16 protein-coding genes are annotated in these 13,752 nt (G+C 67.5%); 11 read left to right on the top strand and 5 right to left on the bottom strand.

Translation table 11 applies throughout. The features are described 5' to 3' along the window. The first annotated feature begins 192 nt into the window (after positions 1-192). The 8 genes from poxB (at position 193) to CH341_RS11635 (ending at position 5,455) form a co-directional block, all read left to right on the top strand. A complete protein-coding gene (gene poxB, locus CH341_RS11670; RefSeq protein WP_111419205.1) occupies positions 193-1,929 on the top strand; it encodes a ubiquinone-dependent pyruvate dehydrogenase in 1,737 nt (578 codons plus the stop codon). Positions 1,930-2,136: 207 nt separating this feature from the next. Continuing rightward, a complete protein-coding gene (locus tag CH341_RS11665; RefSeq protein ID WP_111419204.1) occupies positions 2,137-2,652 on the top strand; it encodes a Dps family protein in 516 nt (171 codons plus the stop codon). Between the two features lie 56 nt (positions 2,653-2,708). Continuing rightward, positions 2,709-3,155, top strand: coding sequence for a redoxin domain-containing protein (locus CH341_RS11660; protein WP_111419203.1), 447 nt, complete (start codon positions 2,709-2,711; stop codon positions 3,153-3,155). Next, complete coding sequence (locus CH341_RS11655) at positions 3,155-3,355, top strand: DsbA family protein (RefSeq protein ID WP_111419202.1); 201 nt, start codon at positions 3,155-3,157, stop codon at positions 3,353-3,355. The genes CH341_RS11660 and CH341_RS11655 overlap by 1 nt, the downstream gene beginning before the upstream one ends. 216 nt (positions 3,356-3,571) lie before the next feature. After that, complete coding sequence (locus CH341_RS11650) at positions 3,572-4,138, top strand: hypothetical protein (protein ID WP_111419201.1); 567 nt, start codon at positions 3,572-3,574, stop codon at positions 4,136-4,138. Beyond that, positions 4,135-4,539, top strand: a complete 405-nt coding sequence (locus CH341_RS11645; protein WP_111419200.1) for a hypothetical protein — start codon at positions 4,135-4,137, stop codon at positions 4,537-4,539. The genes CH341_RS11650 and CH341_RS11645 overlap by 4 nt, the downstream gene beginning before the upstream one ends. Before the next feature lie 56 nt (positions 4,540-4,595). Further along, complete coding sequence (locus tag CH341_RS11640) at positions 4,596-5,018, top strand: hypothetical protein (protein WP_111419199.1); 423 nt, start codon at positions 4,596-4,598, stop codon at positions 5,016-5,018. A gap of 89 nt (positions 5,019-5,107) precedes the next feature. Beyond that, positions 5,108-5,455 carry a hypothetical protein gene (locus CH341_RS11635; protein ID WP_111419198.1) on the top strand — a complete coding sequence of 116 codons (348 nt, stop codon included), beginning with the start codon at positions 5,108-5,110 and terminating at the stop codon, positions 5,453-5,455. A 208-nt stretch (positions 5,456-5,663) separates the two neighbouring features. Here the strand turns inward: CH341_RS11635 and CH341_RS11630 are convergent, their stop codons facing one another. After that, complete coding sequence (locus CH341_RS11630) at positions 5,664-6,476, bottom strand: outer membrane protein (RefSeq protein ID WP_170149581.1); 813 nt, start codon at positions 6,474-6,476, stop codon at positions 5,664-5,666. A gap of 570 nt (positions 6,477-7,046) precedes the next feature. Between CH341_RS11630 and CH341_RS11625 the strand changes: the two genes are divergently transcribed. After that, positions 7,047-7,529 (top strand): hypothetical protein, encoded by a 483-nt coding sequence (locus tag CH341_RS11625; RefSeq protein WP_111419196.1) that lies wholly within the window; start codon positions 7,047-7,049, stop codon positions 7,527-7,529. Positions 7,530-7,569: 40 nt separating this feature from the next. Beyond that, the gene (locus tag CH341_RS11620; RefSeq protein ID WP_111419195.1) at positions 7,570-8,235 is read left to right on the top strand and encodes an SOS response-associated peptidase; all 666 of its coding nucleotides are present in this window, start codon (positions 7,570-7,572) and stop codon (positions 8,233-8,235) included. A 225-nt stretch (positions 8,236-8,460) separates the two neighbouring features. On the opposite strand, the gene CH341_RS11615 is transcribed toward CH341_RS11620, so the two are convergent. Continuing rightward, positions 8,461-10,143, bottom strand: a complete 1,683-nt coding sequence (locus CH341_RS11615) for a methyl-accepting chemotaxis protein (protein ID WP_111419194.1) — start codon at positions 10,141-10,143, stop codon at positions 8,461-8,463. A gap of 262 nt (positions 10,144-10,405) precedes the next feature. On the opposite strand from CH341_RS11615, the gene CH341_RS11610 reads away from it, so the two are divergent. Further along, positions 10,406-10,705: a ribbon-helix-helix domain-containing protein gene (locus CH341_RS11610; protein WP_111419193.1), complete on the top strand. Its 300-nt coding sequence runs from the start codon at positions 10,406-10,408 to the stop codon at positions 10,703-10,705. 461 nt (positions 10,706-11,166) lie between these two features. On the opposite strand, the gene CH341_RS11605 is transcribed toward CH341_RS11610, so the two are convergent. The 3 genes from CH341_RS11605 to CH341_RS34160 all read right to left on the bottom strand — a co-directional run. Continuing rightward, complete coding sequence (locus CH341_RS11605; protein WP_111419192.1) at positions 11,167-11,436, bottom strand: hypothetical protein; 270 nt, start codon at positions 11,434-11,436, stop codon at positions 11,167-11,169. A gap of 271 nt (positions 11,437-11,707) precedes the next feature. Then, positions 11,708-13,420, bottom strand: a complete 1,713-nt coding sequence (locus CH341_RS11600; protein WP_111419191.1) for an ATP-binding protein — start codon at positions 13,418-13,420, stop codon at positions 11,708-11,710. Next, a partial coding sequence (locus CH341_RS34160; RefSeq protein WP_170149580.1) for a hypothetical protein occupies positions 13,417-13,752 on the bottom strand: 336 nt, incomplete at its 5' end. The genes CH341_RS11600 and CH341_RS34160, both read right to left, overlap by 4 nt.

Genomic DNA, 13,752 nt, shown 5'->3' with positions numbered 1-13,752 from the left:
GCATCTGCGGATGACGATCGCCAAACTTACGTATGATCGCGAGACTGGAACGAATGCGCGAATCGTGCCGCGCCCGCGGACACCGCGTCTTCGACGTGCTCTGGGCTCGGACGCGGACCGACAGGACCGGCCGCCCACCTCACGTCTGGTCGTAAGCTCCACCGTTGCCGCCAACCCCCGTAGCGAGGATCCATGTCGAAACGAAACGTCGCCGATCTGATCGTCGAAACGCTCCACCAGATCGGCGTCGGCCGCATCTACGGCGTCGTCGGCGACAGCCTCAACGCGCTCACCGAATCGTTGCGGCAGCACGGCTCGATCGACTGGATCCACGTGCGGCACGAGGAGGCCGCGGCCTTCGCGGCGTCGGGCGAGTCGCAGATCACCGGACGGCTCGCGGTGTGCGCGGGGTCGTGCGGCCCCGGCAACCTGCATCTGATCAACGGTCTGTTCGACGCGCAGCGCAGCCGCACGCCGGTGCTGGCGATCGCGGCGCAGATTCCGTCGGCCGAGATCGGCGGCGGCTATTTCCAGGAGACGCATCCGCAGAACCTGTTCCGCGAATGCAGCGTGTACTGCGAGCTCGTCTCCGATCCGGCCCAGATGCCCTATGTGCTGGAGAACGCGATCCGGGCGGCGACCGGCGAGCGCGGCGTCGCCGTGATCGTGATTCCGGGCGACGTGGCGCAGCGCCCGTCGCCGGAGCGCGGTATCGCACCCGTCGCCGGGCTGCTGCCGCCCACCCCGATCGTCACCCCGAGCGACGATCGGCTCGACGCGCTCGCGGCGATGTTGAACGGCGCCGAGCGCGTCACGCTGTTCTGCGGACGCGGCTGCGCCGGCGCCCACGACCTGCTGATGTCGCTCGCGGAGACGCTGAAGAGCCCGATCGTGCATGCGCTCGGCGGCAAGGAGCATGTCGAGTACGACAATCCCTACGACGTCGGCATGACGGGCTTCATCGGCTTCTCGTCCGGCTACGAGGCCATGCACTCCTGCGACATGCTGCTGATGCTCGGCACCGACTTTCCCTACAAGCAGTTCCTGCCGAGCGGCGTCGCCATCGCGCAGGTCGACATCCGCGCCGCCAATCTCGGCCGCCGCTGCAAGCTCGATCTCGGCATCGTCGGCGACGTCGGGGCGACGATCGCCGGCCTCCTGCCCCGCCTCGCGCCGAAGCAGGATCGCGCCCATCTCGACAAGAGCCTCGACCGCTACGTCGAGTCCCGCCGCGGTCTCGACCACCTCGCCCGCGGCACGCCGGGCCGCCCGCCGATCCATCCGCAGTATCTGGCGAAGCTGGTGAGCGACCTCGCCACCGACGACGCCGCCTTCACGTTCGACGTCGGCACGCCGACCATCTGGGCCGCCCGCTACCTGGCGATGAACGGCAAGCGCCGGATGGTCGGCTCGCTGGTGCACGGCTCGATGGCCAACGCCCTGCCGCAGGCGATCGGCATCCAGGCGGCGCAACCCGGCCGGCAGGTGATCTCGCTGTCGGGCGACGGCGGCTTCACCATGCTGATGGGCGACCTGATCACGCTGACCCAGATGAAGCTGCCCGTGAAGGTCGTGATCTTCAACAACGGCGTGCTCGGCTTCGTCGCGCTGGAGATGAAGGCGGCCGGCCTGGTGGAGCTCGGCACCGATCTGGAGAACCCGGACTTCGCCGCCATGGCGCGGGCCATGGGCATCCATGGCGTGCGGGTGGAGGATCCGGGCGACTTGTCGAAGGCGATCGCCGACGTGCTGGCCCACGACGGGCCGGCCGTGCTCGACGTGGTGACGGCCCGCCAGGAACTGTCGATCCCGCCCACCATCGACATCGCGCAGGCGAAGGGATTCAGCCTGTGGCTCCTGCGCGCCGTGATGAGCGGCCGCGGCGACGAGGTGCTCGACCTCGCCCAGACCAACCTGCTGCGGCGCTGAGTACCGCCGTCCGGCCGTGGCCGGGCGCAGCCGAGTAAGACCCAGGTATGACGCCGTCAGACTCGCGGCCGATATCGGTGTCGCGATCGGACGACTACGGTCTCCGCCATCGGGACGGGACCTCGTCCTCGACGCGCCGTTGAAGGAATGCCGGGCCGTGCCCCCCGAAATCGCAAAGCGGCGCGGCCCATCACAAGGAGACCACCGATGAACGATCTCTCGCGTCAGCCCCGCATGGGCGCCTCGCTCCGCACGCCGAGCGATCTCGGAGAGCAGGCGACGACCGACATCGCCGCCGCACTCACCGGCCTGCTGGCCGACATGTTCGCGCTCTATCTGAAGACCAAGAACTTCCACTGGCATCTCTCGGGGCCGCATTTCCGCGACTACCACCTGATGCTCGACGAGCAGGGCGACCAGATCTTCGCGACGACCGACGCCATCGCCGAGCGGGTCCGCAAGGTCGGCGGCACGACGCTGCGCTCGATCGGCCACATCCACCGCATCCAGCGCCTGCTCGACAACGACGCCGACTACGTGACGGCGCCCGACATGCTGGCCGAGCTGGCCGACGACAACCGTCGGCTCACCGGCTTCCTGCGGGCCACCCACACGGTCTGCGAAACCCACAACGACGTCGCCTCCACCAGCCTGATCGAGGTGTGGATCGACGAGGCCGAGCGCCGCAGCTGGTTCCTCTACGAGGCGACGCGCAACCGCTGACCGCGGCGCCGCCGCAAAGCCGACCCCCGATCAGCCCCGTCGCCAGGGAGAGTCCCGTGCCGCAATCCCAGTCCACCAAGCTCCTGCCGCCCGGCACGGCCGCTCCCCCGTTCAAGCTAGCGGCGACGCCGGATCAGGTCGTCTCGCTCGACGATCTGCGCGGCGACCCCGTGATCCTGGCGTTCTATCCGGCCGACTGGAGCCCGGTCTGCGGCGACCAGATGGCGCTCTACAACGAGGTGCCGCCCGAGTTCCACCGGGCCCGGGCGCAGCTCCTCGGCATCTCGGTGGACGGCGTGTGGTGCCACACCGCCTTCGCCGAGCGGCGCAAGCTCCACTTTCCGCTGCTCGCCGACTTCGAGCCGAAAGGCGAGGTGGCGCGCCGCTACGGCGTCTATCGCGAACAGGACGGCGTCGGCGAGCGCGCGCTGTTCGTCATCGATGCCGAGGGCGTCATCCGTTGGAGCTACACGCGGCGACGATCGGCCTGGACGCCACGGTGATGTCGGAGGCTTTCCGGGGCCGCTGGGACGAGAAGATCGAGGCTGACTTCAGCGGCGGCGTGCGCAGCGACGTCAACGGCACGCCGACGCTGTTCGTCGACGGCGTCCGCTACGACGGCCCGCGTGACGCCGACAGCCTGATCGAGATGCTCGACACGGTCGCCCGCGCCGCCACCCGCAAGACGGCCGCCCACGGGTGACGACGCGGCGGCGGGCCGCTTGCACGGCCCGCCGGACTGGGCCACAGTATCGGCGTGTCTCCGCCGGCTCGTGATCCCGTTGCCGATCAGCGGCTTGGAGTGACGTCTTCCGGATCAGGACGGCGGGGCTGCGCAGCATTTCGTCGCTCGTTTCACTGCGATGCCATTGCCATCACGTTGCTGACGTCCCGTTGCTGACATCCCGTTGCTGACGACATGACGTTCCTGGTCCGCCTTCCCGCCGATCATTATCCGGCCGATGCGCTCGACGGCCTCGCGCCCGGTCCCGGCTTTCATCTCGGCACGGCGCGGGCCGCCGCCTGGGCGGCGCAGCTCGCCTACGAGGACGAGCCCGACAAGCTCGCGGCGATCGCACGCGCGTGGGGGGCGAGCCTGGTCGCCTTCAGTCCCACGACCGCCACGGCGCTGCCGATGCCGCAGACCCGCGGCATCGTGTTGCGCCGCGACGGCACCGCCCTCCTCGCCTTCGCCGGCACGGACCCGCTGGTGCTGGCGAACTGGCTCACCGACTTCCTGTTCTTCGTGAACGACGACGGCATCCATCGCGGCTTCCTGGCGGCGCTCGCCGTCGCCGGCATTCCGCCGCTGCTGGCCGAGCTCGACCAGTTGTCCGGCATCGACCTGGCGGCCGTGCTGCCGCCCGAGCAGGCCGCCAGGATCGTCGCGACCGTGGCGGTCGTGAAGGTCTCGGCCGTCGCGGTCGTCAAGGTCTCCGCGCTGGTCGCGCAGCGCCGGGCACGGGCCGCCGGAGGTGTGCCGTGATCTGGTCGACCATCCTGTCCTTTCTGGGCGGGCCGCTGATCAACGGCCTGCTCGGCGCCTACCAGAAGAAGCTCGATGCCGCCGGCAGCCGCGACGGACATGCGGTCGACCTCGCCAAGGCCGAGATCCAGGCCGAGATCGAGACACGAAAGCAGGTCGCCGAGATCCGCCGCGCCGAAGGGGCGTGGGGACCGATCGGGCTGATCATGTTCGGGTTCGGCCTGTTCGCCCTCTCGTACTTCGGCAAGTGCGTCGTGTGGGACACGATGCTCGGCTGGGGCACCACGCCGGCCATCAAGGGCATCACCAGCGAGACCTTCGGCACCATCGTGCAGTGGCTGTTCGGCAGCGGCACCGTGCTGTCGGTCTCCCGCATGTTGGCCACGCGGCTCGGCCGCTGACGTGCCGCGGCCCGCCGGGCCGTGGAGCCTGCCTCCGGGCGGGCAGGGGGGACGACATGGACTGGGACTGGACCTTCCGGCTCCTCGCCGCGGTGACGACGATCAACACCGCCCTGATCGGCATCGCCTCGTATTTCGCGCCGCGCCTCGCCGCCCGCTTCAAGGCGGCCGGTGACCTCGCGGCGACATCGTCGCTCGCCGACAAGACCGCGCGGCGCTGCGACGAGATCGTCACCGAGCACGGGCGGTTTCGAGAGGAGACGCGCTTGGAACTCGATCGCGTCCGGCTGCGGACCGAGGAGACGGCCCGCGCCGTTGGAGCCCTCAAGGACGATGTCCGCGACGGCTTCGCCGAGCTGAAGGACGACGTGCGGGACGGCCTTGCCGAGGTGAAGCAGCGCCTCGATCTGTTCCTGCAGCACCAGGTCGCGCCGTCCCCCGCGCCGCGCCGCCGCCGCGCCCGCCGCACCGACGGCTGACCTCGCCCGCATCCGTCTCCATCCGACCGCCATCACGACCGGCCGGGCCTCCCGGCCGGCCGCTCCTGTTCGCACGAAAGGACCTCGCCATGGCCATGACCGAAGCGGCGCGCAAGAAGCTCGCCGAGAAGCTCGTCGACCTGCAGATCGAGATCGCGCCGCAGCTCGCCAAGATGGACGAGCTGAAGGATCAGCTCCGCGCCGCGGCGATCGAGGGCAAAGCCGGCTTCACCGACGAGGTGGCCGGGAAGGGCACAGTAGAAGTGTCGGCCGAGCGAAAGGCCCAATTCAAGGGCCTGATGCCGATGCTCGTCGCAGAGGTCTACCTGGCGCTGAAGGACGCGGCCAGGAAGAAGCTCCACGACGACGGCCTCGTGGAGGACAAGAAGATCTTCACCAAGGGGGCCAAACCTTCCGTCACGGTGCGGCTGGCATGACGGACCGGATGTCCGCCGCTCACCCTCCCCCTGCGGGGGAGGCTCGGGGAGGATGACCCGCCGATGCCGCGGCTGCTCGCGCTGCACGCCGTGCAAGCAGCCGGGACCCCGTGGCCCGACATAATCGACCGGGTACCAAAGACAGGATCCGAAACGACGAAGCCCGGGCGCGTGGCCCGGGCTCCAACTTTCGGGGAGGTTGTGTCCGTCAGAACTTGTAGTTCACGCCGGCCTTCACGATGTGGAACTGCTCCTTCAGATCGGTCGGGAGCGGAATGGCCAGGGTCGGGCCGCCAGGGATCGCGGCCGTGAACGCGTAGGCCGCGGAGCGGGTGCCGAAGTCGAGGAAGTCGTACTCGACGAAGCCCGTCCAGTTCGGCGTAAACATGTATTCGGCGCCGGCGCCCCAGGTCCAGCCGGTCCGGGTGCTGTCCTCGCTGCTGGACAACGAGATCGCTGCGCCACCGAGGCCGAGGCCGCCGAGGCCGAGCACGTTGATGTCCGACTTGGCCTTCTCCCAGGCGAGGCCGCCCTTGACGTAGAGGAGGGCGCGATCGACGGTGCCACCGAGCCGGCCCGTGACGGTGCCGAACGCCTCGGTCTTCGAGTTGCAGTTGATCACGCCGAGCGCGAAGCAGTTGCTGCTGCCCGAGATGTCGGCCCAGTAGGCGTCGGCCTGCAGACCGACCACCACCCAGCCCATCTGGTAGTTGTAGCCGACCTGGCCGCCGACGAACTGGCCGTTGATGCCGTGCGAACTCTGGGTGTTCAGAGGCGGAATGCCGCCCAGCCCGCCGCCCGCGAGAGCGGCGATGGTGCCGCTGATGTCCCAGTTCTGCTCCTGCGTACCCCAGCCGGCGCCACCGCTGATGCCGAGATAGAAGCCCGTCCAGGTCGGAGCGACCACCACCGGCGGCGGCGGCGCCTTGAGCGCCATGTCGGCGGCTGTTGCGATGCCGATCGTACCCAGACCGATCGCTGAGCTGAGCAGTGCCACCTGGATCGTTCGAGACATGGTCATTGTCTTTTCCCCCGTGTGTAATTCCATCGGGTGGCACCATATGACCTCGTTTCGCATCACTGTATTTTTGCCACGCCGCGACACACCCAAGACTCGAACAGAAGATTATTTTTCTATCTTAAGTAGAAATGTCCAGTGATGTAATGAAAATTACGTAGTCAGTGTGCACGACTCGAACCGGCTAGTAATCGCAATCTAAAATCCGCCGATCCGTCCAGCAGTGTGACCCGAAAGTGGTGCCGGAAAGCTCTGAGTGAAACACTGTCTCTGGTTGCATTTGTGTCGAAAACCACCGGACTCATAGGTGTCGAACGACCGGTCGTGAGCCCCCGGCTTGCCGTATCGCTCCGTCGGCCCGTACGCTCGACCGATGTGCAACCTTGATTGCGTCACGACGCGGCAGTCCGCGATCCGCGCACTTTTCCGCATCGCCCATGCTCGCACTGCAAACTGCCGCCGATGCCGAGCGTGTTTGTTGGGCGCGGGCAGGTGTTGGCTCGCCTTCGAACCGCAGCGCTGGGACGACCAACTGACCTAGGCCGGCCGTTCGGCGCATTCGGGAACACCGCGATGAAGCGCCCGCTCCATCTGATGTTCGTCTCGGCGGTGCTCGGGCTTGCGGCCGGCTCGGTCCTCCAGGGCTTGCGCCTCGCCGCGCTCGCCGGCCTGATCGCGGCGGGCGCGGGTGCCGACACCAACGCGACCGACCTCACCGCGATCGGCGCCATAACGGTGGCAGTGCGCCTCGCCCTGTTCCCGCTGTTCGTCGCCTTCGTGGTGCTTTGGGCGAGATCGAGGCCGCGCACGTCCACCGGCCGCTACGACTTCAACCGGGTGCTTGCGGACGCCCCGCTCTGGTCACGGGTGCTGGTGCGCGGAATGGCATTCTGGGCGCTGGTCGACTTTGCCCGGATCTGCCTGTCAGTGTTCAATCTGATGAGCCGTCCCGACGACCCGTGGAGCATTTGGCTGTTTCTCTATGCCGTCACCCTCGCGGGTTTTACCGCCATGCTACGGGAACCGGCTTCAGATGGAGGCGGGGGCCGCCAGTAGAACATTGCAGTCACACCCATGGCGTCCTTAAGCTCGGACCATGTGCAATCTCTATTCCGTCACCAAGGGCCAGGCGGCGATCCGGGAGCTGTTCCGGGTGGCGCAGGACAGGGCCGGCAATCTGCCGCCGATGCCGGGCGTATTCCCGGATTACGCCGCGCCGATCGTGCGGGCCGGGCCGGACGGCCGTGAGCTGGTCACCGCACGCTGGGGCATGCCGGCTCCAGCCTTCGTCATGAGCGGCCGAACCACCGACCCGCTCGTGACCAACGTCCGTAACGTGAAGTCGCCGCACTGGCGCCGCTGGCTCGGCGAGGGCAGCCGCTGCGTGGTGCCGTTCACGTCGTTCTCCGAGTACGAGACGACCCCAGAGGGCAAGAAGGTCCCGGTGTGGTTGGCGCTCGGAGAGGATCGGCCGCTCGCCGCCTTCGCCGGGATCTGGACGACCTGGACCAGCACCAGGAAGAAAGCCGAGGGCGAGGTGACGTGCGACGTGTTCGCCTTCCTCACCACCGATGCGAACGGAGTCGTCGGCCCGATCCACCCCAAGGCGATGCCAGTGATCCTGCGGAGCGAGGACGAGGTCGCGACTTGGCTGACGGCGCCGGCGGCCGAGGCCCTCGCGTTGCAACGGCCGCTTCCGGACGACGCGCTCCGGATCGTCGCCCGCGGCGAGAAGAAGGACGAGCGGATGGAGGTGCGGTGACGAGATGCAAATGCGGATGGAGGGATTGAAGGGGGAAGAACGTTCTCGCATGTCCACCGGCAGGGCCGTTCTGCTGATCGCCTGCTGCATGAGCCGCGTGACGCCTTGATGGGGTTCCGATGCGGCTGCGAGCCCCGGGGCGGCGCGTTACCGCCGCCCACTGCTCGGACGGCGGTGCTGTTACTTCCCTGACCCGAAGGCCCCCCGTCTGCTACCCGGCGAGGATCAGGCGGACCTCACCGTGTCCAGGAACTTAGCGACCTCGGCCCGCAGCTGTTCGCTTTCCTTAGAAAGCGAACGAGCCTCTCCAAGGACCGCGGCAGAGGCCGATCCGGTGTTGTTGGCACCGCGGCTCACGTCACCGATGTTGGCGGCGACCTGTGCGGTGCCCTGTGCCGCCTGCTCGACGCTCCGCGAAATCTCTGCCGTCGCTGCACCCTGCTCCTCGATGCCGGCCGCGATCGATGAGGCGATCTCCGCGATACGAGAGATCGTGCCTCCGATCTCCTTGATGGCAGTCACCGACTCCTCGGTGGCGGCCTGCATGCCCGAGACTTGCGCCGCAATGTCGCCCGTCGCTTTGCCCGTCTGCGCTGCCAAGGCCTTCACTTCCTGGGCGACAACGGCGAAGCCCTTCCCAGCTTCACCGGCACGGGCGGCTTCGATCGTCGCATTCAACGCAAGCAGGTTCGTCTGCTCGGCGATCGCGGTGATCAGTTTCACCACGTCGCCGATGCGTGCGGCCGCCTTCGACAGATCGTTGATCCGCTCGTCCGTCCGCTCGGCCTGCCGCACGGCATCTGCCGCGATACGGGTCGACTCCTGCACATGGCGGCCGATCTCCTGAACGGAGGAGTTCATCTCGTTCGTCGCCGATGCGACGCTCTGGACGTTGGATGATGCCTGGCCGGCGGCCGTCGCCACGCTCGCCGAGAGACGCTGCGTGCTTTCGGCCGTATCGGTCAGTTCCCCGGCGGCAGCCTGGAGGCGAGTTGCAGAAGTCCCGACGGTCGAGACGATGCCTCCCACGGCTCGCTCGAACTCGGCAGCCAAGGCGTTCATTTCGTCGCGGCGCTTCCGAGCCGCCATCTCCTCGTTCGCGGTGCTTTGCTCCCGCGCGCGCTTCGCCTCGATCCCGTTTGTCTTGAAGACCTCGACGCTTCGGGCCATAGCACCGATCTCGTCCTTGCGGTCGGCGCCTGTCACCACCGCGCCGAACTCGCCCTCGGCGAGACGCTTCATCGTGTCGGCAAGGCTGGTGATCGGCTTCGAGACCCCTGTCTGAACAATGAAGAAGGCGAGGGCGCCCAGCGCAGCCAGGACTGCGACGACCGACGCACAGGTCATCCACACGGTGGAGGCCGTGGCAGCCGCGAGTGCCTTCGAAGACGTCCGAAGGTTACGTTCGATTTCGTCATTCAGGGCTGCGTGCTGCTTGCGATAGGCGTCGTTCCTCGATGCCAACGCGAATGCCTCCCTGATGGCGCGGTCCCGATCGCCGGCTAACACGGCTTGCTCGATCGGGCGCGATACCTTGATTGTCGCGTCGTAGTCAGCGAGCAGCGCGTCGATCGTTCCCGCGTATCGGGGAAGCTGCGCCTTCGCCTCGTTCATGCGGGTCTTGTATTCGGTGCGGTTCGCGGCGATCTGATCGATGACTGCTTGTCGGTCGGCCGGCACGGGATCTGCGATCAGACGCCATTGTAGGCGCCCTTCGTTGAAGAGCAGCTGGCCCGCCCTGATGCTGATCTTCATACCGCCGACGTCGTTCTCGATGAGATCGGTATAGTGACTGTCGGCCTCGAAGATTCGGAGCGCGGTCATTGCCAGCGCACCGAGCGTCAGGGCGGCCATGAGGCCGATACAGATGGCGACCTTGGAAAAGATTCTGAGGTTGGAGAGCTTCATGGTTGCGCCCCTCGGAGCATGCGCTCTCAATGTGTCAGACTGTCGACAGTCGAGCGCCTAACCGTGAATACTCCGCATTGGTTAATCGAAAATTATCTGCCTGCTCAAAAAGGGTCCCACAACGTTTGTAATCGCAGCGCCAGTATTGTGAAAATTGGGGGGCTGCCCGGCGCCATGCGCGGGGGGCCTGCTTAAAGCCGGGACGACTAGTCCCTTCGGGGGAGGATAGTATTCTGCTCGGATCGATTCGCCGGAGGGAGTCGTGAAGGATAATCAGGGTGGAAGCAATTCAAGAGGCGAGGAACTCGCAAGTTCGCATGTCAAGAAGCGATCCGTTATCATAGCTGGACAGAAGACCTCAGTGAGTCTGGAACATCTGTTTTGGATTTCGTTAAAAGAAATTGCGGATAAACGTAAGCTGACGATTTCAATACTTATGTCTGAAATTGACGAGCAGAGAATGACTGCTAATCTCTCTTCTGCATGCCGCGTGCACGTTCTCAGATTCTATAAAGAACAGCGTCCATCGGCAGACGGCGACCCAGGCTCCGAGCTCACTTGACCGGCACCAAAAAAGCGCGCCCCCGGGATCCACCCGCGAGCGCGCAAGTTCGCAGGCTCTTAATGGGAACCAGTTTCAGAGCCTGCATGGGAACCATGTTTATGGTCATCTTCCGACCGTCCTCTGTCGGGGTCAGCCCGCTCTGGAAAAGACTCCCGCCGCGCGTCGGCGGCGAGAGCAGTCTGGGAGGAATGGTCTGACGGACCTTGACCAACGCCATGGCCTGCGGAGCGGTTTCGCGGCGTAATCCTACCGTTCGAACTCGTCTCGTTTCTCAGCCGCCGGGCGGTGCTATGGGACTGGCGTTGTCGGCCGGGCATGTCGTTATTGGGAACGTTGATCGAGTTCGAGATGCCTCGTTGCGGGGCCGCACAGAGGGCTGGCAGCGATCTCGGCGCGACCGGCGCACTGGGGATCGTGGTGGTCACGTCCATCGCAGTTCTGCGTTCGCGGGGCAGGGGCTATTCACCGCGTGAATAATTTCGGCACGATCCGGCGCCACGACCGAGCACGCGGGCCGGCACGAGGATCTCGCCGAGACCGTCGACCGTGATCATCACCATGGCACCTTCCAGCTTCTCCGGCGGCGCGGACGGGGCCGCGGCATGTGTCGCCGCCGGCTCGGCCTCGCCGGCGATCAGGGCGACGAAGGCGATCTTGTCGACCTTGCGCAGGTCGATGCGGTCGAGATGGTCGAGCACGAAGCGGCGCAGGTCGGCCGGCGCGATCACCGGCGCCGGACACCCCCTGGATCGGCAGTCGCCCCTCGATCAGCTTGCCGACCGCAACGCCGACGGCGCCGCCGGTCACGGCGTCGCCGAGATGGATGTCACCCTCACGCAGCGCCGGCTCTGCCGGCCGGGGCTGCGGCTTCGGCGCTGCGGCCTGCACCCCTGGCGGAGCGGTGCACACCGACGGCCAAACCGGCGCTGGCCGAGGGCTGCCGCGAAGGCGTGCTCCGGAGACGAGACGATCGACACTCGCGGCATGGGGTCCTCCTGCTTATCCGAACAGCGCATCCGAGGCGCGCAGCTCGCCGCGGCCCTCGATCAGCTCGAGGGTCCGCAGCCGGGACAGTGCGTTGTTGAAGCCGCCGCCGCTCGGCTCGTAGCCTGCGCGAGCGGCGAGCTCGTCCTTCGACATCGCCCGCGGATGGATCTCGGCGAGCCCCGACAGGGCGGCGCGCTCCGCCTTGCCGAGCTTGCCGAGCCAGTGCTGCAGGAGCGCCCGGCCGGTCGGCAGCGGCTCAAACGTACCGAGGTCGGCGAGGCCGCGGTCGGTGATGCGGAGGCGATCGCCCGATCCCTCGAGCCGACCGGCGGAGCGGGCCGCGGAGATCGCGTTGTTGAAACCGCCACCGTCGACCGCATAGCCGGTGAGAATCGCGATCTGGTTCTTGGCGCGACCGTCCGGGTACTGCGCCAGCACGGTTAAGACGAGCCGCTCCGCCTTGGGCAGGGTGGCGCCGGCGGCGGCGACCGAAGGCGTGCGCGGTGCGGCGGCGCGAGCCGGCGCGGGCGTTGCCGGCCGACATGGGGCAGCCGGCATCGCGCCGCGAGATTCGACCGGGGAGATCGGCGGTGCGGCGGCGCCAGTGCGCAGCCGGTCCATCGTTTCGACCAAGCCCTTGGAGTAGGGGGCGAGCAGCACCAGAACCTGCGCGCGCCCATTTCCTACCCCCGCCGCGTATCCGGCGTCATAGCCGCGCCTTTCCGCCTCGGCGAGTGCCGTCGCATCAGGCATGTTAATTTTTGCGGCCTCGTTGGAGGCGAGACGGCGCTTCAGATCGGCGACCTCGGCGCGCAGCGCCTTCGGGTCGTTGGCCTTGGTCTCCGCCTCGACAGCGGCGAGCCGCTCCTTCAGGCTGCCGAGATCGAGCGGCGGAAGGTCGATGCTGGTCCGCTTCTCGCCGCGCTTCGGCGATCGGGACGAATCCCAGGTCGCCTTCGGCGGGAACGCCACGTCGGCCAGGATGCCGCGGGCCGGCAGCCAGACGACCGCCTCCCCGCGCGCCTTGGTGGGCAGCCCGCCGAGCATCGCGGCGCCTTCGGCCTTGTCGGCCTGACCCTCGATCCAGGCGCCGAGCGCCTTGCGGTCCTGGCTCGCGGTGAGGCGGAACGCCACCAGCCCGTCGACCTGGGACAGCACGCTCTTCGACAACGCCGCCGGCCGTTGCGAGATCAACCAGGACGTGAGCCCCTTGACGCGGCCGCGCCGCACGACGGTCTGCATCATGCCGTGCAGCTTGGTCGCGTCGCCCTCTCGATCGAGGATGCGCTCCGGCGCCCACAGGTCGGCCTCGTCGAAGACGAGATGCACGGGCTCGCCCGTGGCCTTGCGATAGAGCGCGTCCAGGAAGGCGAGCATGAAGCGCCGCTCGGAGGCGGCGGTCTCGAATCCCGACAGGTCCAGGATCGCGCTCTCGCGCATACCGGCGACCGTCTCGCCGATCAGCGCGCCGTGCTGCGGCGAGACGGGCAGGTCGGCGTGCGGGCCACCGAACACCACGACGTCCAGGGCCGAGGTCGTCCGGCCGTCCGACAGCAGGCGCAGGCCCCACCAGACGCCGAGCGGATCCGGGATGATCACCCGGCCACGCTTCGCCAGGATGCGCTCGACACAGGTGCCGGCCCCGTAGGTCTTGCCGGAACCGGTCATGCCGACGATGCCGAGGCGATCATCGAGGGCGGCGTCGGGAATCGGATGGCGGCTCATGAGCCCGCGTCCTCCGGTTCCGCCGCTTCGGTCACCTTCGACCAGAGATCGAAAAGCGTGTCGTCGGCCATGGCGCACGATTCGCAGACCAGGCCCGCGACGGCAGGGAGAAGCGGCTTTGCGATGTCCTCGTCCGGGCCCATGTGCTGGGCGAGCGCACCGATCTGCAGCTCGAGACCGTGCTGGCGGCGTACCGCGCCGAGGTCGACGACCAGCCGCTCGATCGAGATCCGGAAGAACGTGATTGCGCCGGCGTGCATCACGCCCTTGCCGCAGCGAAGGCACTTCGTGAACTCTCGTTGTTTCATGATGCTGCTCCCGAGCGGGTGGTG

It is taken from the genome of Rhodoplanes roseus (assembly GCF_003258865.1).
Lineage (GTDB): Bacteria > Pseudomonadota > Alphaproteobacteria > Rhizobiales > Xanthobacteraceae > Rhodoplanes > Rhodoplanes roseus.
This window is presented reverse-complemented; position numbering and strand designations above follow the sequence as displayed.

Excerpts from the sequence above, each read along its gene's own strand:
- poxB (WP_111419205.1), top strand. The coding sequence starts at position 193 with ATGTCGAAACGAAACGTCGCCGATCTGATCGTCGAAACGCTCCACCAG.
- CH341_RS11665 (WP_111419204.1), top strand. The coding sequence starts at position 2,137 with ATGAACGATCTCTCGCGTCAGCCCCGCATGGGCGCCTCGCTCCGCACG.
- CH341_RS11655 (WP_111419202.1), top strand. The coding sequence starts at position 3,155 with ATGTCGGAGGCTTTCCGGGGCCGCTGGGACGAGAAGATCGAGGCTGAC.
- CH341_RS11650 (WP_111419201.1), top strand. The coding sequence starts at position 3,572 with ATGACGTTCCTGGTCCGCCTTCCCGCCGATCATTATCCGGCCGATGCG.
- CH341_RS11640 (WP_111419199.1), top strand. The coding sequence starts at position 4,596 with ATGGACTGGGACTGGACCTTCCGGCTCCTCGCCGCGGTGACGACGATC.
- CH341_RS11635 (WP_111419198.1), top strand. The coding sequence starts at position 5,108 with ATGGCCATGACCGAAGCGGCGCGCAAGAAGCTCGCCGAGAAGCTCGTC.
- CH341_RS11630 (WP_170149581.1), bottom strand. The coding sequence starts at position 6,476 with ATGACCATGTCTCGAACGATCCAGGTGGCACTGCTCAGCTCAGCGATC.
- CH341_RS11625 (WP_111419196.1), top strand. The coding sequence starts at position 7,047 with ATGAAGCGCCCGCTCCATCTGATGTTCGTCTCGGCGGTGCTCGGGCTT.
- CH341_RS11620 (WP_111419195.1), top strand. The coding sequence starts at position 7,570 with ATGTGCAATCTCTATTCCGTCACCAAGGGCCAGGCGGCGATCCGGGAG.
- CH341_RS11615 (WP_111419194.1), bottom strand. The coding sequence starts at position 10,143 with ATGAAGCTCTCCAACCTCAGAATCTTTTCCAAGGTCGCCATCTGTATC.
- CH341_RS11600 (WP_111419191.1), bottom strand. The coding sequence starts at position 13,420 with ATGAGCCGCCATCCGATTCCCGACGCCGCCCTCGATGATCGCCTCGGC.